General features: G+C 66.4%; 10 protein-coding genes and 1 pseudogene. 6 read left to right on the forward strand and 5 right to left on the reverse strand.

The genetic code is table 11. The features are described from left to right. Positions 1–202 precede the first annotated feature (202 nt). Positions 203–1,537 carry a ferredoxin reductase family protein gene (locus B0F77_RS43900; RefSeq protein ID WP_211294340.1) on the reverse strand — a complete coding sequence of 445 codons (1,335 nt, stop codon included), beginning with the start codon at positions 1,535–1,537 and terminating at the stop codon, positions 203–205. A 556-nt stretch (positions 1,538–2,093) separates the two neighbouring features. Here B0F77_RS43900 and B0F77_RS43910 point away from each other — a divergent pair. Both B0F77_RS43910 and B0F77_RS47495 read left to right on the forward strand, forming a co-directional pair. Next, the gene (locus B0F77_RS43910) at positions 2,094–3,140 is read left to right on the forward strand and encodes a site-specific integrase (protein ID WP_086669010.1); all 1,047 of its coding nucleotides are present in this window, start codon (positions 2,094–2,096) and stop codon (positions 3,138–3,140) included. Between the two features lie 5 nt (positions 3,141–3,145). Then, complete coding sequence (locus B0F77_RS47495; protein WP_143467233.1) at positions 3,146–3,595, forward strand: AbrB/MazE/SpoVT family DNA-binding domain-containing protein; 450 nt, start codon at positions 3,146–3,148, stop codon at positions 3,593–3,595. A gap of 181 nt (positions 3,596–3,776) precedes the next feature. Here B0F77_RS47495 and B0F77_RS43915 read toward each other — a convergent pair whose 3' ends face one another. Together B0F77_RS43915 and B0F77_RS50300 are read right to left on the reverse strand one after the other, a co-directional pair. After that, a complete protein-coding gene (locus tag B0F77_RS43915; protein WP_086669011.1) occupies positions 3,777–5,060 on the reverse strand; it encodes a recombinase family protein in 1,284 nt (427 codons plus the stop codon). Beyond that, positions 5,057–6,169 (reverse strand): integrase core domain-containing protein, encoded by a 1,113-nt coding sequence (locus B0F77_RS50300; RefSeq protein WP_245849467.1) that lies wholly within the window; start codon positions 6,167–6,169, stop codon positions 5,057–5,059. Before B0F77_RS50300 ends, B0F77_RS43915 begins: the two co-directional genes overlap by 4 nt. Positions 6,170–6,497: 328 nt before the next feature. On the opposite strand from B0F77_RS50300, the gene B0F77_RS43925 reads away from it, so the two are divergent. Further along, positions 6,498–10,964: an NACHT N-terminal Helical domain 1-containing protein gene (locus B0F77_RS43925; RefSeq protein WP_086669012.1), complete on the forward strand. Its 4,467-nt coding sequence runs from the start codon at positions 6,498–6,500 to the stop codon at positions 10,962–10,964. A 252-nt stretch (positions 10,965–11,216) separates the two neighbouring features. On the opposite strand, the gene B0F77_RS43930 is transcribed toward B0F77_RS43925, so the two are convergent. Both B0F77_RS43930 and B0F77_RS43935 read right to left on the reverse strand, forming a co-directional pair. Continuing rightward, positions 11,217–16,211 carry a hypothetical protein gene (locus tag B0F77_RS43930; RefSeq protein WP_211294341.1) on the reverse strand — a complete coding sequence of 1,665 codons (4,995 nt, stop codon included), beginning with the start codon at positions 16,209–16,211 and terminating at the stop codon, positions 11,217–11,219. Positions 16,212–16,280: 69 nt separating this feature from the next. After that, positions 16,281–16,463 (reverse strand): annotated as a pseudogene (locus B0F77_RS43935) (transposase family protein); the annotation flags it as partial. A 178-nt stretch (positions 16,464–16,641) separates the two neighbouring features. On the opposite strand from B0F77_RS43935, the gene B0F77_RS43940 reads away from it, so the two are divergent. From B0F77_RS43940 to B0F77_RS43950, 3 genes are all read left to right on the forward strand, one after another. Next, positions 16,642–18,246 carry a hypothetical protein gene (locus B0F77_RS43940; protein WP_086669013.1) on the forward strand — a complete coding sequence of 535 codons (1,605 nt, stop codon included), beginning with the start codon at positions 16,642–16,644 and terminating at the stop codon, positions 18,244–18,246. Positions 18,247–18,399: 153 nt separating this feature from the next. Continuing rightward, entirely contained in the window at positions 18,400–18,594 is a 195-nt protein-coding gene (locus tag B0F77_RS43945; protein WP_086669014.1) for a hypothetical protein, read from the forward strand. 212 nt (positions 18,595–18,806) lie between these two features. Next, positions 18,807–21,977, forward strand: coding sequence for a patatin-like protein (locus B0F77_RS43950; RefSeq protein WP_143467234.1), 3,171 nt, complete (start codon positions 18,807–18,809; stop codon positions 21,975–21,977). The last annotated feature ends 67 nt before the right edge of the window (positions 21,978–22,044 follow it).

A 22,044-nucleotide genomic window follows, 5' to 3' on the forward strand; every position in this document is an offset into this window, starting at 1 on the left:
TGCGGGCGTGCCGACGGTCGGTCCTTGCCCTTGAGCTGGTTCGCGCTCCTGGCCAGCTCGCCGAGCAGCACCCATTCCGCCGCGTCGATGGAGGCGCCGACCTCGCGCAACCATTCGCCAACAGGCTCTTAGAATGCATCAGCTCACATGCCGTCCGCACAGGGTGTGTCTCTTGCGGACAGGACAGGAAAGGCTCCGCGCGTCAGGCCAAGCCGAACTTCTCCGCGTGCACCTGAAGGCGCGGCACGTTCAGCTGACGCAGCCCGCTCAGCACGGCCGCAGTCATCGCGGACGGACCGCACACGTACACGTCCCGTTCCACGATGTCGGGCACCAACTGACGCAGGGCGCCCGGCTCGAACGGCCGGGCTCCCTGGCCGGTCCGGCCGGTGAGCAGGTGCAGCCGACCGCGGCGGGCCTGGACGAGTTGGTGCAACTCGTTGAGCAGCACGGCGTCGCGCTGGTCGCGCACCCGGTAGAGCACGACGAAGTCGCCGGGCGTGTGCTCCTGCAGCAGCGCCCGGATCGGGGTGACCCCGACCCCGCCCGCGATCAGCAGCACGCCCGGCCGGGTGCGGTGCAGTGAGGTGAACGCGCCGTACGGGCCCTCGACGAACACGCGTGTGCCGACCTGCAGGTTGCGCAGGCCCGCGCTGCCCGTGCCGACGGCCTTGGCGGTGAGCCGCAGCGAGCGTCCATCAGGCTCGGCGGACAGCGAGAACGGGTTCGCCAGCCACCAGTGACGGTGTCCGGGGAACCGCCAGATGCAGAACTGACCGGCCTTGGCCGGCAGCCGGTCGAGGCCGCGGCCAGTCACGTACACCGACACCGTGTTGGGTGATTCCGCCACCACGGCCGCGACCCGGAACTGGTGGCGGGCGTTGAGGATGAGCGGCCGCACGATCCGCCCGGCGACCAACGAGCCGAAGGCGAACAGCCACAGCGCCCACCAGTAGGCCATCGCGAACGGCGAGGACTTGAACGTCGTGGTCTCGATCAACTGGTGCACGAACGCCAGGCCCAGCGCCACGTACAGCAGCAGGTGCAGGCCGTGCCAGGTCTCGTACTGCAGACGCCGCCGGACGTACCGCGTCGAAACGACCCCGATGACCACGATGGTGGTGGCCGCGAGCATGCCCAGCAGCGAGGCGGGCACGCCGGCCAGGGCCACGAACGTCTTCCCCATCGACACGTTGTCGAGTGTGGCGTACCCGAGCACGACGATCGTGGCGTGCGTGAGCACCGTCCACAACAGAAGGAAACCGTTCCACCGGTGCCACACCGTCAAGCGGTCCATGCCGATGCGCCGGTCCAGCCACGGCAGCCGTGCCACCAGCAGCAGCTGGCACATCATGATCAACGCGGCGTGCAGGCCGAAGAACTTGGCGACGGTGAGGACCTCGTTCTTGCCCTTGCCCGCGGTCAGGAACAGGAACTCGATGATCGCCAGGTTGACGATGACGAACGTCCACAGCGCCAACCGCGCCTGGACGACCGGAGCCAGACCCTTGCGACGGATGCGTGAGTTCGTCGTCACCAGACATCACCTCTCGCGGCTGGGTGAAAGCCGGAACAGTATGAACTCGTCGAAGGACAGGTGACAGGCTCTAGCCGGACTCGTGGCGGAACGACGCGGTGGCGGGCTTGTGCACACCGCGTCGGCTGCCTCGGCCGAGTCCTGTAGGTACCACACTTTGGCCCGGTACCCGGTCCAGCCGGTCACAGCACGTCCGTTGATCGAGTCCGGGCTGATCGAGTTGCCGCATGGCCTGGGCTGCCGCGAGGAGGCGCTGGGTGACCGCAGGGTGTCAGCGGTGTTCGGAACCGGCGGGCGGCCTGACACACTCACACGCCGCTGATCGCTGGAAGCGTCACCATCAAGCGAGCTCATCCATCAGCGGGCAACAAGCGGCGCGCGAGCCTGACGTTCCGACGCCGTCGGCCCGCATCTGACAAAGCCGGACGATGATGCGACCTCTTGCTGCCGTGACAGAATCGGTCAGCCAGCGCTCCGCTGTGACGCAAGGCCGCCGGGCGTTCAACTTCGCAGACGCACTCTCACGAGCAGCCCCTACATGTCCTCGAGGCGCGTCATGAGCACCAACCCCACCACCATCCGAGCCGCCCGGCTACTCATCGCCCAACTCGGCCTCACCCCGGACGATCTTCTCTGGGAGCCCACCGACATCCTGACCTTCGCCGAGTACGTGCCCAAGGTCGCCGCTGCCGCAGGTCCGGGTGCGCAACGCACCTACGGCACCTACTGGGCTTACATCGTCACCGCTTTCGGTGACCGCCCGCTGGACGAGGTCGACGCCATCGACATCGAAACGCTGATGCGGCAGGTCGTCGACCTCCGTGTCGTCCGCCGCAGCGATCGCGGTGGCCTCAGCACCGCCGAACACCTGCTCGCGGCGATGCGCACCATCTACGTCCACGCCATCCGCGACGAAATCCTTCCACCACACCACAACCCAGCGGCCGCGATACCGAAGCCACGCAGACAGACATCGGTGCGCAGGGCACTGACCAACCAGGAACTCGCCGCTATCAACGACGCCGTCGCCACGACCGGTGACGACACTCCACTCGACACACTCATCCTGCGACTGCACACCGAAACCGCCTGCCGCCGTGGTGGAGCACTCGCACTCCGCGAGGACGACATCGAGCCCCACTGGTGCCTGCTCCGACTGCGAGAGAAGAACAACGCCATCCGCTGGCAACCAGCCAGCCCCACCCTCATCCGGGCTCTTCTACGGCACCGCGACGAACGCGGCACTGGCCGTCCGTCACCGGAACCGTTGCTCCGCTACCGCGACGGGACGCCGATCACCAGCCGAAGATACGACGGCCTCTGGCAACGCGTCGGAAACCACCTCCCCTGGGCAGCCGCCCAAGGCATCTCCACACACTGGCTCCGACACACCACCCTCACCTGGGTCGAACGCCATTTCGGCCACGCAGTCGCCCACGCCTACGCCGGCCACACCGACCACCACAACGACACCACCGGCATCTACACCCGCGCCCAACTACCCGAGGTAGCTGCCGCACTCTCCTCGCTAGTCGGCGAACCACATCCCTTGGCACCCCAACAGCCGATCAGCAACCCCGAGCTTCACGACGAAGCCAGGTGAGCGAGATGACCGAAGCCGCCGTCCCGCTGTTCCTACCGCCAACCCTGGCTGCGCGACCAGCTGTGCCCTCTGATCCGCTCCCACTGCAGCAGATCCCCGCAAACAGCCCACACTCGCCACTAACAATGACCATCGCGAAGATCGACCACTCCGGCCGCATTCCCGCTGCCGATGTCATCGCCGCTCTGAACTGGGCCGTCCATGACCGCACCTACGTCTCAGCGAGCGCCGATGCCATCATCGTGCGGAGAGCAACCGCCAAACAACCAGCGAAAGCGATCGACTCACGACGACAACTGTTCATCCCCGCAGGTGCTCGAGCCCAATTCGGCATCCGCGCCGGAGATCGTCTATTGCTTGTCGCAATACCGGACTCGGCAATTCTCCTCGTGCATCCGATCGCGCTGGCCACAGCGATCCTAACAAACCATTACCGCCGAAAGCGTTACCCGTGAAGCGCCACCTCATTGCACCCAGCCCCCACTGCCCCGTTCTCGGCGTAACCCCCACCTGAAGTGGCAATGCAGCCCGACCCCAGCCCGACAGAGTCAGAAATGCCGCCGTGCCACAGGCACTGCCACAGCCCTGGACCTGATACTGTCTCCGACATGGTGAACCTTCCCCAGTCGGGGAGACTCACCCCGCTCGCAGGAGTCCAGCAGCCACACCGGATAGCGGTGAACTGTCACCGTTTCGGGGGATTCTCCCCACGGTGGGGGCGAAAGTCCCCCCTCGGACACCAGCATTATTCACCCCCACGGGGTTGATGGAGACATCAGCTTCGTGGGGGTTTTGCTTGTACCGGACTTGCAGGTCGATCTCGTCGTACAACTCTTCGAGCCTCGTAGGCGCGTGACCTCGCAACGCCGCGCTGACATCTCCTATCGAGTCGATCGCCGCGTAAATCTCGGCGACATCCCGCTCCACCGGCAATGGGACGTTGTCCAGGGCAGCGCGTGACGCGACTCGCTCGGCTTGTGCCTCGTTGATCGCTTCGACCAACGCCGCAGGGTCAACACCAGCCTTGATCGCATCCTGGAACCTGATCAGCTTCGCTTCCGCGTCAGCAAGCCGCCTCTTTGCCGAGTCGCGCCCAACCTCGACCACCGGCTCTTGCGAGTCCATCAGCGCCGCAACCGTGCGGTCCCGATTCTTCCGGTCGAAGACGTGCCCAAGCCAGCCGTTCACCGCGTCTTGAACAACATCTTCCCGCAAATAGACCGCACCAGGATGCGACGCGAGCGCCGGAGATCCCGGAGCCAATGTGCGCGCCGGACACCGGTAATACATCGCCTTCTTACGCGGGCTGCCCTCCATCTTCCGTCCACAAATGTCGCACCGGATGCGGCCGCGGAACAGGTAGCGATGCTTCACCGCTCGTCCAGCTCGCTCCGTCTTCCGAGCCGTCCGCAAACCGCCCTTCGACTTCCGCAAGACCTGAACGCCCGTGAAGTCCTCGATCTCGACGATCTTCGGATGTGCCGGCTTCCGGGACCGCACCACTCGATCCGGACTGGCCTTGCGGAACCGCACCACGTGACCAGCTGCCACGTCGTCAGGATCGAGCAGCGTTTCGTACTTCGTGGACCGTCCGAAGAACGCATAGCCGGTGTAGCGAGGGTTCTCCAGAATCGCCCGCACGGTGCCACCCTGCCAGCCGTCTCCGGGCCGGTGCCGGTTCTGGTCGGGCCTTCGCGCGGACGGACACGGAATCCGGTCCTGGTTGAGCCCGTTGGCAATGGCCCGGTCGCCTTTACCGCTCAGGTACTCGGCAAAGATCCGTTGCACGACCCACGAGGAGTCGTCATCGATAGCGAGCACCCGCAACCGGTAGCCCTCTGCGGCCTTGCGCGGGTTCGGGTGCGGTCCGCCGTCCACCGTGACGTTGTGCGTGCCGAAAATTACGTCCGCACAGGTCAAGCGGCATGCCGATACTCGTGGAGGACTCCGCCGAGACGGTCCTGTCGATCTACGGTGAGGCGTTCGATATGGGCGGGCTCAAGAGGCTGGGGCCGAGCTCGCAGGGGTGCTGCGGCGGTGAGTGATCGGTGGGTGCGGTGCTCGTTGTAGTGCCGCTCGTACTCGCGCAGCGTGTGCCGTAGATGGTTCTGATTCCAGATCAGCGTGCGGTCCAGCAGTTCGGCGCGAAGAGTCTTGACCCAGCGTTCGATGATGGAGTTCATGCGGGGCATCCGGACACCGGTCGGCACCGTCGTGATTCCCACGGTGCCGAGGATTTTGTCGATCAACGCGGGGTATTTGGCGTCGCGGTCACGGATGAGGAACTTGATCTGTGCGAGGTGTCCGGTGTCCTCCAGGTCCATGAGCAGGTTGCGGAAGGCCTGAGTTACCCATGCGTGGGTGGGGTGTGCGGTGGTGCCGACGATCCATACGCGCCTGCTGGCGTGGTGGATGGCGGCGAGAATGTATTGGCGCTGACCAGTCAGTGTGACCGTTTCAATGAAGTCCATCGCCAGGATCGCCTCTGCCTGCGAGCGCAGGAACTCGGCCCAGGTAACGGTTGTTCGGCGGGGCGCTGGATCGATGCCGGCGGTCTTGAGGATCTCCCACACCGTTGACGCGGCGATCGCGACACCGAGCAGCGTGAGTTCGCCGTGGATACGTCGATACCCCCACGAGGGGTTCTCGGTTGCCAGGCGCAGGACGAGTCGGCGGATCGAAGCGACAGTGCGCGGACGTCCTGGCCTACGGTTCACGCTCATGCGGGCATGGCGGCGCTTCATCAAGTCGCGATGCCACCTCAGCACCGTATCCGGACTGACCGACAGCCGGAGCCGACGCAACGTCGCGCGGGCCAGCGGCACGAGCAAGACTGCGAGCAACGCCCTGTCCTCAGGCCGCAATCGCAGGCGCTGATCGCCGAGTTGCCGGTGCAGGACCGCGAGTTGGTGGCGTAGCGCGAGGATCTCGACGTCCTTCTCCCGATCAGTCATGCGCAGAAGCCACAGCGCGGCGAAGGCTTGAGAGACGGCGAGGTAGGCGAAGCGGACCAGCACGGCCGAGATCATGCCGGATGATGACCGCTACCCAACGATGCCCGTTGACCTGCACGGACGTATTTCTCGGCACGCACAGGGCTGGGAGTCCCGCCAACACAGGCGGCGACGCCGCCTCGACCTATCTCATGCCCGGTGACATGGAAAGCAACTCCGCACGAGACGTCGCGGAGAAACACGCCTACCGTTGGCACGCCTGCCGTTAGGCGGACGCGCGGGACCTGCCGACTGGCGCGACAGGGCTGGCGCGGCCACCAGGTCTATCCGCATTGGATGATCAGCAAGGCAGTCGTAGCCCGGACGAATGCGGTGGAAGCGAGCCGGACGCAGGAGGCGCACGGTGGTTGCTCTTGAGTCGATCGCGTTGAACCTCGCCAAGACGATCGCCCAGAAGGCAGTGGCGGCTCGGATGGCCGACCGGCGCAACGCGGAGGAACGCAAGAAGGAACTGACCGCACTGCTCACGCCAGGGTTCTGGCACACGAAACCGTTGCAACGGTTCATCGAAGAGGCCACGTCGGAGTTGGCGTCATTCAGTGAGCACGAGTTTCGCGGGCTCGACGACGGCGATCGTGCGGCGGCGTTGTTCGCGGTAGGCGAGGCGCTCGAACACGCGGACACAACTGACCGCGCGCTGTTCGCCGTCGACCTCGACCCGGAGAAACTGGCTAGGCGCCTGCGTGCGGAGCGTCCCCAGGCGAAGAGCACTGCTGCGCTAGGGGACGCAGGCGGGGCGTTTTACGACGCGGCGCTGGATCGGTGCTGTGCGTTGTACTTGCGCGCGGTCACCCAGATACCAGCGTTCCTCAACCGGTCGCAGGCGGAGATGCTGAACCGGCTCTCCGCCCTTCCTGACCAAGTCGCGGCCAGCGTCATCGAAGCCTCGCGTCGGCACGAGACTGCGGCGGCTGGCTCACGACCAGATCCCATCACGCCCGTCGCCGATCGCGTCCGGCGCCTGGTCGACGAACGAGCGTCGTTGCTCGTTGGGCGAGCTGCTGCATGTGCCGAACTCGACGCCTACGTCGCGATCGATGCGACCGGCCCACTCGTGCTGCGGGCACCAGCCGGCTTCGGCAAGACCACCCTGCTCGCCTCCTGGATCCGCCGGCGGCACACGACCGAGACGACGATCGCCAGCCACTTCTTCGCCACCGACCGGGACCTCACCTCTGTCGACGATGCGTACCGACATCTGCTGCGTCAGATCTCCGCTGGCGTGCCGACGGTCGCGGCCGACCTCGCGCTCGGCGGCGAGCTGCTGCATGACGCCGTCTACAAGGTATTGAAGGCGTGGCCGAGCCGTTCTGCGGGACGACTGGTGGTAGTCGTCGACGCGCTTGACGAGGCGCGGCAAGTCCCGGCAGCCCCGATGTTCCCGCTGCCGTTGCCTGAGCGGGTCTCGGTCATCCTGTCCACCCGAGCCGGCACCGAAAGCGACTGGCTGGTTCCGAGCCTCGACGCGTGGACCCAGCTCGGCACAGCGCTGGAGCTGGAGCCGCTCGATCGGGACGGCCTGCGCGCTTGGCTGTCACTTGTCGGCGATGGCCGGCTGGCCGAGCTGGCCACCGACGCAGTCGCCGGTCGGCTCGCCGCGGTCACTGCCGGGTTTCCACTGTTCGTGCGCTTCCTGCTCGACGACCTGGTGTCCGTCGCCGCTAACGGCGGAGATCCGGCCGATGTCAGCCGCGCGATGACGAGATATGCGGGGAACGCCGAGCCGCCGGCCGACCACGCGGTGCCGTCGGGTTTCGCGCGGTACGTCCGCGACCAGTTCGTCCGGCTCGCGCGTACCGGAGTTCCGCCTGCGGTCCAGTCGATGTTCGCGCTGGTCGCGGTATCGCCTGGGCCGCTGCCCGAGCCGTTGATCCAAGCCAGGACCGAGCTCAGCGCGTTCGACCTCGCCAACTTGCCCTGGTCGGTCATGCGCTGGTTCTCCATGCGGATCATCGCCGGCGAGAACGTGTACTCGGCTGCGCACCCGCTGCTGGCCCGAGAGTTCCGCCTGATACTCGGTGCACAGGCCGCCGAGGCGCAGAACTTCCTGTTGCGAGTCTGCGTGAACTGGCGGGAAGACACCACCGGATGGGCGCTGCGGTGGTTCGCCGACCTGTTGGTCACAGCGGGACGTGGCGCCGAGCTCCTTGACCTGGCTCGCGACGACGCGTTCCAGCAAGCCCAGCTGGCTGCCTACCCGGATGAACCCGATCTGGCGCTGGCCGCCTCCAAGGCAGCGATCCGCCACGCCGCGGCCGAGCGCAACGTGGTGGCCGTAGCAGAGGCTGTGCTGCGCCACGCCAGAGACGTCGAGGCCCTGAAGTACGACCGAACGCCGCTGGAGGCGCTACGTGCCGGATCGCTGGCAGAAGCGACGCGCCGAGCAGCGCTGTTCGACCCTGAGCGCGTGCCGCTGTGGACACTCCTCTTGGCATGGGAGCTGGCCGACACCGGACACAGGCAGCAGTCGCGGGACCTCTTCGCCAGTCTGCGGATTGCCGACCTGCCAACAAATCTCGGTGGATGGCTCGCTCGTACGGCAATGATCTGTGCGGTGCCAGTCGCCACCCTGTCCCCGGACACATTTCCGACGACGTGCCATCGCCTCGTGGTGAATGAAGTCGACGTCTCGATCGAGAGCGACGCACTTGCGGGTCTGACCTGGCTTGCAACACATCTGGTCGACACCGGCCGTCCACGTGAGGCGGTGGCGGTAGTACAGCCCTTCCTGCCGACGCAGGACGCGATCCGCAGGCGCATTGCCACACGCGTAGCCGAGAACGACGGCAGCGAGCGAGCTCTCGAATGGGTCCGGCGGCGGCAACGTCCCCGCGGCTTGACGCAGACGTATGCGGCAATCGCAGCCGGCCGCGCACGAGCTGGCGACAACGCTGACGCCACAAGGATGTTCCAGCTCGCCCGCGATGCGGCGCACCACGCGGGTGAACGCGAGGACTGGGCACTGTCCGACATCGCCGGCGAACAGGCCCGCGCTGGGCGGTTCGCCGAAGCATCCACCACCATCGCGGAGATCCGTGATGCGTTCGCCTGCTCCCGGGCGCTGGAGTCGCTTGCGACGGAGCAGACACTCGCGGGCGATGCTCCCGACACGACGCTCGACGAACTCCGGCAACTGGCGGTCGACCAACCTGACATCACCATCGGGCTCCGCCTCGGCTCGGCGTACCTTCGCGCCGGCCGAACCGACGACGCTACCGCGATGTTCCAACGCCTGCTAGCGGCCGCGAAAGACGACCACGAACGCGCGCGCGTTTCGCGCGCGCAATTTACCGCCGGAGACGTCGAGGGCGGGTACGCAACCCTCCTCACCATTGGCGTCAACTGGTGGCCCGGTCTGGTCGCCGGCCTCACCCGTGCGAGAGCTGAGCAGGCAGGCCTTCCAGCCGCCTTGGTACTGGTGGACGAACTACGAACCCGTGGGCTCGAGTCGAAAGGCGCCATCGTCAGCTTGGCCGAATGGGCGGTCGAGGCCGGTGACACGCGGACAGCCCGGACCCTGCTCGCGCAGATTCTCGGCGCCCCACCATCAGCGGCTCCCTGGGCCGGCCCCGCCGATGCGCAAGCGCTCAGTTTCATCGCCACGACGCTTGCCGGATGCGGCCGGATCGATGATGTCCGGGCGGTCCTCGACATGATCGCGGACCAGAGGTGTCGCAACGACATCCTGCCCGCTCTGGCCGCGGCGCTGGTCAAGGGCGGCCGACGCAACGAGGCTCTAGATCTCCTTACCGGTGCCGATGCATGGACCGACGGCCAGATTCTGGCGGCGGTCGCGGTGGGCCACGAGACGAACAGACACCACACCGAGGCCATGGGCACCGCCGGCCGGATCGACCGCGTTGGCATTGCAAATGACGCGCTGGTGCAGATGGGATGCACCGCCGCTGGTCAGCACCGCTACGACGATGCCCGTAGCTGTCAGGGCCGCATCCGGAGCGTCAGCATGTCCACTGATCCGGAGCGTGACTCGATCACATCAGCCATCGCTGTTGCGCAGTGCGCGGACGGAGACTTCGACGGGGCGCTCGCCACCGCGGGCCTCCTGCGGCTCGAACGCTCGGTCTCGATGTGCCTCACCGAGTTGGCCCGCACCTGCCAAGAGCCGTCAGCGCTCGACAGGATCCGCCGCGCCGCTCCGCTCGCCCCCGCCTTTCGGCTGGCGCCGCTCGTCGCCGTGGCCGCCGCGTACCGCGGTGCGAACAGACCCCACGACGCCCATCTGACGCTGCAAGCTGCGCTGGAACAGTTCCAGACACTGTGCCGGCAAGGGGACAATGAGAGCGTCCCGTGGGTGTACGACCGTGACTACGTCGCAACCACGGCGGCCGAACTCGCCCTGGAAACCGACTACGCCGACCTGCACGAGGATGCCCAGCGCGTACGGGATGCGTTGCAGGCCACAGAGATCCTGCGCCAGAAGGGGTTGCGCGAGATATTCCTCAGGTATGCCCTCGACGGACAGCACGATCGTGCACAGTGGGCATTGAAGGCAATGGACAACGACTTTGACCGCTGCGGGGCGCTGGGCCTGGTCATGAGCGGACCACAACCGCCGCCCTACGGCAACCTGCTGACAGGTACGGTGCTTCGTCTGCAGAATCGCAGCTGGCTCCCTGTTGCCGGGCACGCACTCGCCCTTGCAGACGACTGGAGCCACCTGGCACTACTGCTCCTGCCTGCGGCAGACTCCGTGGCCACCGCGCACGGGATGCTCCAGAACTTCGCGGTTTGTGCCACTACCTCCGGCCTGCCACTAGCTCGTCTCATCACGGAAAGCGCATCTCGGTAGGTCACAATCTTCCACAGTGGATGGTCGGCACCGTTGACAAGTGCCTTCCTCCTCATGTCACCCCGAACGGCCAGCAAATCGCCTGCCCGTTCACCCGATGCGCACACTAGCTCAACCACTCTGGAAACGACCGAGTGTTCATCGGCGTGTGCGGCAGCCGCGCCGCTACCCTCGCGGCTCTGGCCCGCTCAACGCGATCCACTACCCCTGCCGCCCCGTGGAACTCGGTTGACATCGCTGCGGACCCGACCGCTACTTGCTGTGCCGGGCGAGCCTCTCGTTTCCGGCAACCACCATGGAGTCGACCAGCGTTTGCCACTCAGCCAGTCGCCCGAGCTCCTCCGCTGTGCGGCGTATCTCCTCAAGCCACTCGTTCGACAGGATCGACTGCTTGACCGCGACGACGCCGCCCTGGATACACAGGTCCGACACCCAGGGCACGCCGCGGCGGACCTGCACGGTGGCCGGGAGCCTCCGCAGAGTGGCGATGAGCGCGTCGACCCCCTTGCGTTTGCCGCGAGCGGCGGGCAGCCATCCGTCGATCAACTCGACGAGGTCTTCAGCCACAACCCAGTCGATCGGCACGCCGACGATTTCGTTGTACAAGCCACGCGCCCACGTCAACGGTTCCGGCAGAAGCGCAGCAGCAGCCCAATCACCCCAATGACGATCCTCGTAGGGACTTGGGACATCACCGAAATAGCCGATGGCGTGCCGCAGCAGCGACGGCCAGATGCCCCGAGCAGCTCCAGCAAGCCGCTCGTTCTCGGCGCCCGCTGCGGCGAGGCCGTGCAGGAAGTTCGCCATCAGGCCTGCGTCTGCTCGCAGGACATCGAGGTGTTGGAGGAGTGGGGAGGTGTCACCGCTCTTCGCAAAGCCCTCCAGCAGTGCTCGTGCGGCGACCAGCGTGTGTGTCCCCCGGTCGTCTGCTGACCACTCCAATGCCTCTTGATCGACCATGGCGCGACGTTGAACACCGAGAAACGCGGCCAGCAGTGTGCCGGTATCGCTGTTGCAGCAGTGATCTGCGGCCGCGGCGGCCCCGAGCCCGCGGATGGCGGGATCGAGCGCGTCGATGTCGACCAGTTCCGTGTCCAGCTCCTGCAGCCGTCGAGCAACGTCGCCTTCGATCGTCACGTCTGGACGTACTTGGTCGTACTCACCCCACGGCGCGAGTTCCGCAGCACGAGCAGTCTCGATCAGCCAGTTCAAGGCAATGCGGTGACTGCAAGGCTCCCCGTGACACGGCGATGCCCAGACGACATCGCATCCGCGTGCCAGGTACAGCCGCGTTTCCGGCGAAGCCCTGCCTGCCATCGCAAGGCCCGCCACGTCGACGTCCTCGTTCGTGGCGCCCACGTTCTCCACGAGCGGGGTCATCGTGGGCGTGATGAACGCGGGCAGGGCTTCAGCCACTGCCCGGTCCGCACCCTGGTCGAAGTACTGCACGTCATGGCGCTGGTCCTCGGCATCCCGGAACGACAAGGCTGTTTCGAGGACAAACTCTGTTGCAAACCGTCCCTCGTCCCCCAGCGCTTCCATGTCGCCGGCCGCGGCTCGTTGGACAGCCTCGCGAACAACTTGTGCCACCCCGTTCAACGGTCTGATCCAGGGCGGTTCGCCATCACTCTCGATCAATGACCGGCCGACCTTCAGGTCCGCGGCGATCTCAGCGGGCGACGGCGGCACGTAGTCGACATCGACCTTTGCCGCACCCCAGTACCGGTTCTGGAGTCGCAGGACCGTTTGCACGAGAGCCTGTTCAGCTCGCCGAGCATCGCGCAGGGCTTCGAGTTCGAGTGGTAGCACGACTTCGAGGTACTGCTGCTGGCCGTGGTTCACGAGTTGGTAGCGAGAGTGGTCCAAGCCAGTGGCCCAGCTCCTCGTGTCTTCTGGGCTGATCCCGAGCCGATCGCCGTTCTGGACGAGCTTGTCGGCGACCTCCTTCAACGCCTTGGCACGAGGTTGTCCGCCGCGAAGTGCAAGCTGTGCCGCAACATGGTGCGGTGTCCACGCCCTCCGATCCAGATTCGCAAGGCCGTCGGTGGATGCGCGAAGCCCGGAGTGTTCATGCGTTACACGGGCGAACTCCAGCTCCCACACGAGCGGATCCGCGAGGAAGACGTCGAGCTCGTCGTCGACGTTCTCGAGGTGGCGCACCAGCAAACCGAACAGCATCCCAGGGGTCGCGAGATTGTCGCAGCCTTCCAGAAGCACCTCGACGATGCGCATGAGTGGAACACCGTGGGCCAACAAGTTGTCGGCAAAGCGTTCCATTGCTTGAAGCGCACTTATCGCCGGGTATGGGCCCACGGTCGTTCCGCGATACCAACACCAAACGTGCGTGTCGCCTGCATACAGGCGCGCGGCGCCGTCGAGATTCATGACGGCACCTCTCGCATCCTCCGCGTCGCCCGCCCCACCATCCAGATCACTGAGGAAACCGAGCGAGTGGTGCCGCGCCCCTCGCTGGACTCTGGCTTGTGCCCCGCTATTCAGGATGTTGTTCAGCACACGCGCCGAGGTTGTGAACGGCGCGGTCTGGAACAGCGCCCAGAATCCACCGAACCAGTGCTGGGCGAACGGCGGCCATGCGCTGTGCCAACGACCTTGATGCCTGCGCACGCCCTCATCGCGGTGTCCATGGCGTCCGTTGTCGATGTAGTAGGCCTCCATCAACTCCGCCAGGAGTTCCGGGCTCCTCTGCGTCAAAGCACGAGAGCTCCACGGCGAGTCCGCGGCTGGAGCCAAGGAGGCCGGGGCATCGTCGGCAACGGCTCGCAGACAGACCTCAACGGCGTCATCGACATCCGGTCCGAGCAGTGCCAAAGTCTCGACGAACTTCGCGTTGGTGAGGTGCTGGTCCAGCTTCCGCAAGTGTCGACGCTGCCCAGGTATTCCCTTGGAGACGGCGCCGCCGCTCGTGTCGCGCGGCGGAAACGCCTCCCAGTGAGTGAGAAGTCGCTCCCTCAACCTGATCCGCAGCTCGTTCCCCGCCGGCGTGTCGGCCAGCACCAGGGCGAACATCCAGTCCGTGAGCAGCTCGAACGACGCGTTCGACACCTTCCACGGCTCAGCTTCGGCGAGAAGGATCCGCACGACCGGAGCGGACACGACGGGATCGATCAGTGCCTTGACCTTGTGCCTCTGCTGAACCACCCGTACGACGTCACCGAGTACCAGCCCTGCGGAGTGATCGTCGAGCGCAACCTCAAGACAGTCGTAGGCGAACGGCATCTCCAGTACCGCCTCGACGGGGACATCAGCCCACCTCGAACCATGCGCCCTCGAGAACGGCATGAACTGCGAAAGCAACTGGACGAAACAGTCCGCAGGCCTCACGTCCGGTGCCTTCAGCAAGCCCTTGCACGCGAGCGTGCCGGCTGATAAAGCCCACCTCGGCGCACCGGCCGCCTCCAGCAGTTCCGTCGGCCTTCGGCTGCGGACCAGGAGAATTGCCGTCGCGTACCTCCGGACTTCATCGTGCGCGAACTCCGGATACTCCTGGTAGGGGCTCGCAGGGGCGAGCAGGTGGTCCCGGCGCAGTGCGTCGACCGCGGCTGTATCAACGCCACCGACGGGCCGCCAGTTCGCGGGCAGTCGCATCACAGAGGCGGCTACGGCGAGCAGCGTCTGCTGACGCGCCTCGGCTGAGCCGACGCCAGGACGCCCGTCTCTGCGCACCACCTTCGACCACACTAGCTGCAGGCAGTCCCACTCTCCCAGTGTGCTTTCGGGTGCGGCCCCGGTTCGCGCCAAGAGGTCCAGCACGACGGGCCGCCGGAACAGCGAGTTCGCCGGTAGATCTCGCAAGACCGCCCTCAGCAGTGGAAGGCCGTCCGAGACGACGGAGATCTCCTCGTCAGTCAGCGGCTCCATCGTGAATGAGCTCGCGGGCTTTCCGAGGATCGATTGAAGTTGTTCGCTCACGAAGGCGGAGGCCGAGTCCGCCGTGACGGCGGCGACACCCACACCCGCGTTGGCCGCCGCCCGCGCGAGGTCGTTGAACAGAGCGGCGGAGTGTTCCAGTACCGCGTCGGCGGCGTCGATCACCAATACCCGGCGCGGTGCGGAAAGCTCGGTGAGCACCTCCTCCATCGGCTTGCCGAACGCGGTGCTGAGCTCCAGGCTCGTCCGTGGCAGGCGACGAAGGTTCACCACCAGCGCCTCGAACCCCGTCGGGTCGGCCTCCTCGAGCGCGGCGATGGCAGACAGCGTCAACGCACTCTTGCCGACGCCGGACTCGCCGGCGATCACCATGGCAGCCTTGGAGGTGCCCACTATGGAAAGTTCTCCGGCAAGCCGCCGGCGGCGGTCTGCGAACGCGATCGCCACCGCCTCACCGGACGACTCCTCGCCGATGGTCGTCCGGACGCTGGCCACAGCCAGCTTGCGGTGCTCGTCAACCACCGCCCACACGCGCAGGTTCCGCGTCGAGGCCGCGTCCAGCAACTGGTGAAAGTCTCGACGCAGGAGGCCAAGATCCACGACGGCGCCGGTCATGTCGTACCGGGTCGCCTCCACCTCGATCCTGTTCCGGACCGCGACCCCGTCGGTGTCCGCCGAGGCAACTCCGTCCAGCGAAGTCGCTACCCTCGTCCGGTCTGCCTCGTCCGGGCTCTGCACGGCGAATCCGAGAAGATGCAAACGCCTTAGAAGGCCCCAAGCGAGCCCGAGAGTCTCCGAGGATTCGGTGCCCGTCCCGGCAGACTTCGCGACCATCTTCTTCAACTGGGTCAGCCGATCCCGCACCTTCGCCGACCACCGTTGATCGACGTTCATCGCCGCCTGGAACGCCCCAGCGTCAGCGTGAGCTCGCGCGACATTGCACAAAGTCGCCAGCTGCCCCCACTGGTTGTTCCAACCAGCAACCGCGACCACCACTTGCAAGGTATCTTCGGCGAACTTCGCGACCTCGGCGAGCAACGACCCGACCAGCTTCACCGTGTCCTTGTGGCTCTCCACGAAGTTCGGCGTTGCTCGACAAGCCACGGCGAGCCTGACCTCAGCCGACTCGTCCCCACACTCGACGAGCAGGTCGTCGACCGGATGGGCCGGGCCGGTCTGGAACGACACCTTGCGCACCGGAAGCTCGGAGGCCTCCGGGCGCCGGGCTCCGACCAGCATGTCGGCCAGGTAGACCGTCGCGACCCGATGCGCGAACGAAACCCCTCCACCACCGGTCGCATACGTGCTTGACCCACGATCGCTCTCGGCGGGAACGTCTGGTGCGGAAGGCTCGTTCATGTGCTCCTCTGACGCCATCGCGACGATCGGTGGCCGATCAGCAGACTCTAGGCGCTGTCCTGCGGATCTTCACCTGAGGTGCAGGACGATGCAGGCCAGGATGATCTCGGCTCGGTGGTAGGCGGCTCGTTTGGCGAACCTGGTGGCCAGGCCGCGGAATTGCTTGAGACGGTTGGAGCAGCGCTCAACCACGTTGCGTGCCTTGTAGAGGGCGGCGTCGAAGGCCGGTGGCCTGCCGCCGGTCGAGCCGCGGCCGACGATCGCATCGCACCTCACCGTCGTGCCGATTTCGCCAACCACGTGTATCGCAGCTGAAAGTGTCGGGCAGCCGAGAACGACACGCCGAACTTGATGGCAATACGGCGGTCTCACCTAGCTTCTCTCTGCGGCCCAGTACGTTCACCTCCCGAACAGTACGATGAGGAGCCTGATGAGGGACGGTATCGACTGGGTTGAGGTCGGTAGTGGCGGACGCTTCGAGAAGATCGTCAGCGTGCTGTTGAGCACGCTTCATCCGGAGTCGGAACGCGTCGACGGCTCAGGCGGTGACGGGGGCCGCGACCACCAGCTCCGCAGCGATCATCGGTTGGATGTGTGGCAGTCCAAATACTTTCTGCGGCGCCTGTCCGAGTCCGCCTCTCGCAAGAGGCAGATCGTCGAGAGCCTGGTAACGGCCGCGGCCCTGCAACCGGACTCGTGGACGCTAGTTACGCCGATGGTGCCGACCGACGACGAGCGCGCCTGGTTCGACGGCCTAGCCGTCGACTATCCCTTCCAGCCGACGTGGCGAGGCGGCGACTGGCTGGATGCACGTCTCGCCGAACACCCGGCCATCGTCCGGCATTTCATGAGCGCCAACGACGAGTACGTGGCGCTCATCCGCGAGCTCCGAGAAGAACAGGACGCGCTCGTTGACGGGCTTTCCGCAGCGCTGCCACGGATCGAGAAACTCGCTGCGAAGATCAACGACTCGAACCCGTTCTACAGAGCCGACTTCACCGTCCGGGACGGCCGCGTCGTCGACATCCGACTGCGGCCGGCCTACCGCGGCGCGGAGAAAGACAGCCCGGTGACCATCCGGTTCACCGTACTGTCCGGGCCAGCGGACGCCGACTTCATCGAGAGACTGAACACCGCGCTGGAGTATGGCGAGCGCGCCGAGCTACCCGACAGCCACGTGCGTGACGTCGTGATCACCGCACCGCCGGGCTTCGGCGCTTCATACGACCGGGCTCATCTCACCATCGAGCCCGCCCCGCAGGAGCCCGTCAACCTGACCCTGAGACTGGTGATCCAACACCCCAACGGACAACAGCTCGCCGCGTTGCCCGCCCGGTTGACCGCACGCCGCGCGGGCACCCGCGGCGTGACACTGCACGGCAACGACCTCACCGGCGTCATCTCCACCCGCCTCCGCGTGGACCCCCACCAAGGCCGGTTCTCCCTGGAAATCAGCTCCGACTGGTCGCGACCTCAACTGCCCGGCGCCGTGCTGCCAATCGCGCGCTTCCTCCAACACGCCATCCCACCCAACACCATGCTGCTCTCCATCGGCGACATTGCCACCACACAGCCGGCCCAGGTGCCCCCAGCGATAAGCGTATCGCCAGCCACCGTGGAAGCGATCCAAGACCTCGAACGACTCCAGACCGCCGCAGGCGATCCCTTCCCTGTCCCACGCGAACTCACGGTCGAAGAAGTTCACGAACTCCGCCTCGCCGTCAAGCTCCTCGACGGCCACCCCGTCAAAATCCGCACCAACTCTGTAACATTCGACACGACCAACCCCGAACGCTTCATCAACGAAGCTCGACGTGGCATGAATCCTAGATTGTCGATCACACCTCCGACTCCCTATGTCGTCCGCATATCCGGCCACGAAGTGAGTCTCGGCAGCTATACAATACACGTCAATCGACCAAAAATTCTCCAGTCTCCCCAAGAAAACACCGACGGAACCGTCCATCTCGTCATCAGCGCCACAGAAGGGCACGACATGGAAATCCAACTGAACGATATTTCAGCGAGCATTTGAGCTGCACCGGTCAAATTCGTTCAACCTTCTGACGTGCTGAGCCGCCATAGGTCGACGGGTGCCAACAAAGGGTCTTGGCGTAGCTCGGGCCACTTGCGTGCCGCGTCCAGCGACGCCCTGCGCTGTGCTCCACCTGGCCACTCATCGTCCACCATGCGGCTCGTCCACGACAGCACCGCACCCGCCTCGCGCAACCTCGGCGGGCACGCGCTGGAGACAGCAGACACGTCGACGCGGGGCGACGCGGGCAACGACACGCTGACCGGTTCGGCCGAAGTGGACGTCGGTGACGGCGCGCTGGCCCGACAGACCGATGCGACTCCCGCTTCGAGTCGCTGTCCGGTGTGAGATCATCTTCTGACCGGTGTCCAAGGCCGGACCTGGTCCCGACGTGGCCGGATGGCCGAGGCTAGTCCCGACCAGCGGCCCCCTCCGCCACGATTCCGGCCCCATGGCACGAGAAGTCAAGCGCGGCCACTAAGACATTCGAGTGACTCACCGTAACTGCGGAGCGTGCACAGACGAGATCTGGGTACGACCGAACAAGTGCGGTGATCACCATGAACACTCCGTCTAAGGAGCTCCGGCTGGCCCTCTGCATGCGGGGCGGGGTGAGCCTGGCGGTGTGGATGGGCGGAGCCTGCCGCGAGATCGCCGCGCTGCGCTCGGCGACGAACAAAACCGTTGTCGACGACGCGCGCGACGTCGCCCAGCGCCGGGTTTACCAGCGCATCCTGCAACTCGCCGGGTACGACGAGGTGACGGTGGACGTGATCGCCGGCACGAGCGCGGGTGGCCTCAACGGAGCCTTGCTCGCCGCACACCTCGTGCACGGAATGCCGTTCGACAGCCAGATCCGCGACATCTGGCTGCAGCTGGGCGATCTCGCGTCACTAACCCGTGATCCGCAGGGTGGAGATCCCGCGCCGTCGTTGCTCGAAGGCGACACCGGGTTCTACGGGAGGCTCGCCGGGCAGCTCGACAAGCTCGTGCCAGCCACGCCGCCGCCAGGGCACAACGCGCCCCGCCTGGTCCGGCTGATTCTCACGGCGACGCGGCTTCGCCCACGCGAGCAGTACCTCCGCACCTCGGCGGGTGAACCGCTGCTGGCGTTCAGCTCGCACGCACACATGACGTTCCGCCATTACCGCACCGACGACGACAACGTGCACGCGATCTTCACCGACCTTCCGGCGAACTCCAAGCCCCACCGCGCCAAGCTCGCCTACGCGGCGAGGGCGACCTCCTCGTTCCCCGGAGCGTTCGAACCGGCGGCGATCGGCGTCACCAAGCCCTCAGCCGTGGACGAGCACAACAACCTCTTCGGTCTCATCAGCGAAACGGGCGTACCCGACCACGCGGAGAACGGCCGGGTCGAGGTCATGGACGGCGGAGTGCTCGACAACATCCCGCTGTCGTGGGCGATTCGTGCGGTCGCGAGCGCGCCCGCCGACCGGCCCGTCGACCGGTGGCTGCTGTACCTGCAGCCGGTGCCGCCGAGCAACGTCAAGACACCCGCAGGAGCCGCGCGGAACAGTTCGCTGTCCCGGTTGCTGCTCACGCTCAAGTCGTTCCTCTCGGCCAAGGCCAACAGCGAGTCACTGCTCGACGACGCCGCCGAGCTGAGCGATGCCTGGACCACGGCACAACGCCTCAGCGGTGCAGCGGGTGGCCTGCCCGGCAACCCGTCCTTCGCCGCGCTCCCCGACCCCTGCCCGCTCCTCCAGGGCTATGAGAAAGCAGTCGCCTGCACCGAAGCCGACCGGTTGGCCCGGCTGATCGAGGACCCGATCGCCCTGCTGGGGCCCGATCCGCTGCCGATCCCCGACTGCCGTGCGTTCCGCGACCCCAAGCAGCAGTTCCTCATCCTCAAGAGACTTCGCGGCCCAGCCATACCGGAGCTGGTGGCCGACTCTCCACTTGAGACGGTGCCGGACACGTTCAGCTCTCCCCTCGCCGCGGCCAGGGCTGTCGCGCTCGCACTCGACTGGGTGCAGGCCGTCGAGAACACCGGCGCCGTTCCCGCTGAGCTGCACCGCGTGGTGCGGGAGACCAGGGACAGCCTCTACGAGACCAGGTTCGCGTGCGAAGTCCTGCTCGCGGCCCGTGACCGGCTGATGCTGCGCGACACCGCGGACGACGTGGCGACCTGGGTGAGCGAGGCCAACCAGCTGCTGTGCCGGCTCGTCGGAGACGGGTTCACCGACGAGACCCGCACGTGGGCAGAGGTACTCGCCGGCGTCGCGAAGGCGGCTGTCGAGGGCACGGTTCCCGACCAGCGGCCGGTTCCGTGTCTCGCCCCGATCTGGGCCCGCGTGAACACGCTCTGCCGCAAGTTCGGCAAGGAGTTGGGCGATCTCGCCGACGTCACCGGGTTCACCGCGCTGCGGGAAGCGTCGGACGACGAGGCCAAGATGCACAAAGTGCTCAGGATCGCCGAGATCCTCCTCGGACCACTGCGCCCGGACCCGCTGGCCGAACCGACGCGGATCCAGATGTACGCCATCTCCGCCGCGGCGCAGAGCCCGGTCGAGCGCCTCCTCGTCACCCGCGAGCCGGCCGACGAGACGGATCGGGTGAATCTCAAACTGAGCGGCAACCAGCTGCTGAACTTCGCGAGCTTCCTGTCCTCCCGTTGGCGGCTCAACGACTGGACGTGGGGACGGCTCGACGCCGCCAGCTCACTCGTCGACGTGGTGGCCCGCTCCGACCGCCTCGGAGTGCCCGACCCGGCGACGCTCAAGTGGTTGCAGGGCCTGCACAAGGAGCTCGAACAGGACGGACGGGTGCGCGGCCTCAACGGCAGCTGGGACGAGTTCGAGCCGACCAACGACAACGTCCGCAAACTCCTCACCACCTGGCTGCACTGGAACATCCTGCGCCAGGAGCTCCCGTTGCTGGAGGCCCTCGGCACCGCCGACGGGCCGCCGGACCCCGACCTGCTCGAGAAGACCCCGCGGTCGGTCGCCACACTGCCCGCCCGCACGACGATCCTGGGCGAGGTCGGCGAGGAGACCGTGCGCGAACTGCTCCGCAAGCGTCCGCTGCGCCAGGCGGGCCTGCGGCTCGGGCTGGTGGCCTGGCGATCCCTGTTGCCGTCCGGAGAAGGATTCAAGGCGTGGGCCATCAAGGTTCTGCTCGGACTCGCCAAACCTCTGATCGTGCCGCCACTTCTGATCGGTTTCCTGGCGCCTGCGCTGAGTGTCCTCTCGGCGGCGTTCGCGTGGGGCGCCGTCACCGCGGCCACCGGGCGGTGGATCGGCTCGCCCGGCCACGTGCTCGTCGCCGTCGGAGCGGTCGTCGCCGGCGTGTTCCTCTCTGTCCACTACCCCAAAACCCGGATACCGCTCGTGATCATCGCGGGGCTGCTGGCGGTCGCGCTGTTCGTGTGGCCGCGGCGGACCTGGTTCGAGGACCTGCCGGTTGTCTTCACCGAGCCGACCTGGCTCCGGGTCACCCTGATCGGCGTACTCGGCGCTCTCGCGGTGTGGTTCTCGCTCCTGGGCGTCGTGGTCGCCCGCCTGCGGTTCGCCGCGGCGCTGCTGACCGGGTTCGCCGCAGCATTCGCCGCACTCTTCATCACGTGCGTGTGGGGATGGGCCGCGCTCGACGGCTGGCCGGCCGCCGGCGTCGTCTACCTGACGATCGGCGTGGAAACCGCGCTGTTGACGTACCGCTACCCGCGCAGACCGGCAGAACCCGTGACGAGCCCGCCGGAGAACCGGCGCTGAACCAGCGGCCACGCAACCGGTTCAGTCGCCGCACTCTGCGGCCGAGTGCAGCGCGCACTGTTGCCAC

It is taken from the genome of Lentzea kentuckyensis, assembly GCF_002150765.1.
In the GTDB taxonomy this organism is placed as follows: Bacteria; Actinomycetota; Actinomycetes; order Mycobacteriales; family Pseudonocardiaceae; genus Lentzea; species Lentzea kentuckyensis.

Coding starts and splice junctions, on each gene's coding strand:
- B0F77_RS43930 (WP_211294341.1), bottom strand. CDS start 16,211: ATGAACGAGCCTTCCGCACCAGACGTTCCCGCCGAGAGCGATCGTGGG.
- B0F77_RS47495 (WP_143467233.1), top strand. CDS start 3,146: ATGACCGAAGCCGCCGTCCCGCTGTTCCTACCGCCAACCCTGGCTGCG.
- B0F77_RS43950 (WP_143467234.1), top strand. CDS start 18,807: ATGAACACTCCGTCTAAGGAGCTCCGGCTGGCCCTCTGCATGCGGGGC.
- B0F77_RS43940 (WP_086669013.1), top strand. CDS start 16,642: ATGAGGGACGGTATCGACTGGGTTGAGGTCGGTAGTGGCGGACGCTTC.
- B0F77_RS43910 (WP_086669010.1), top strand. CDS start 2,094: ATGAGCACCAACCCCACCACCATCCGAGCCGCCCGGCTACTCATCGCC.
- B0F77_RS43945 (WP_086669014.1), top strand. CDS start 18,400: ATGCGGCTCGTCCACGACAGCACCGCACCCGCCTCGCGCAACCTCGGC.
- B0F77_RS50300 (WP_245849467.1), bottom strand. CDS start 6,169: ATGATCTCGGCCGTGCTGGTCCGCTTCGCCTACCTCGCCGTCTCTCAA.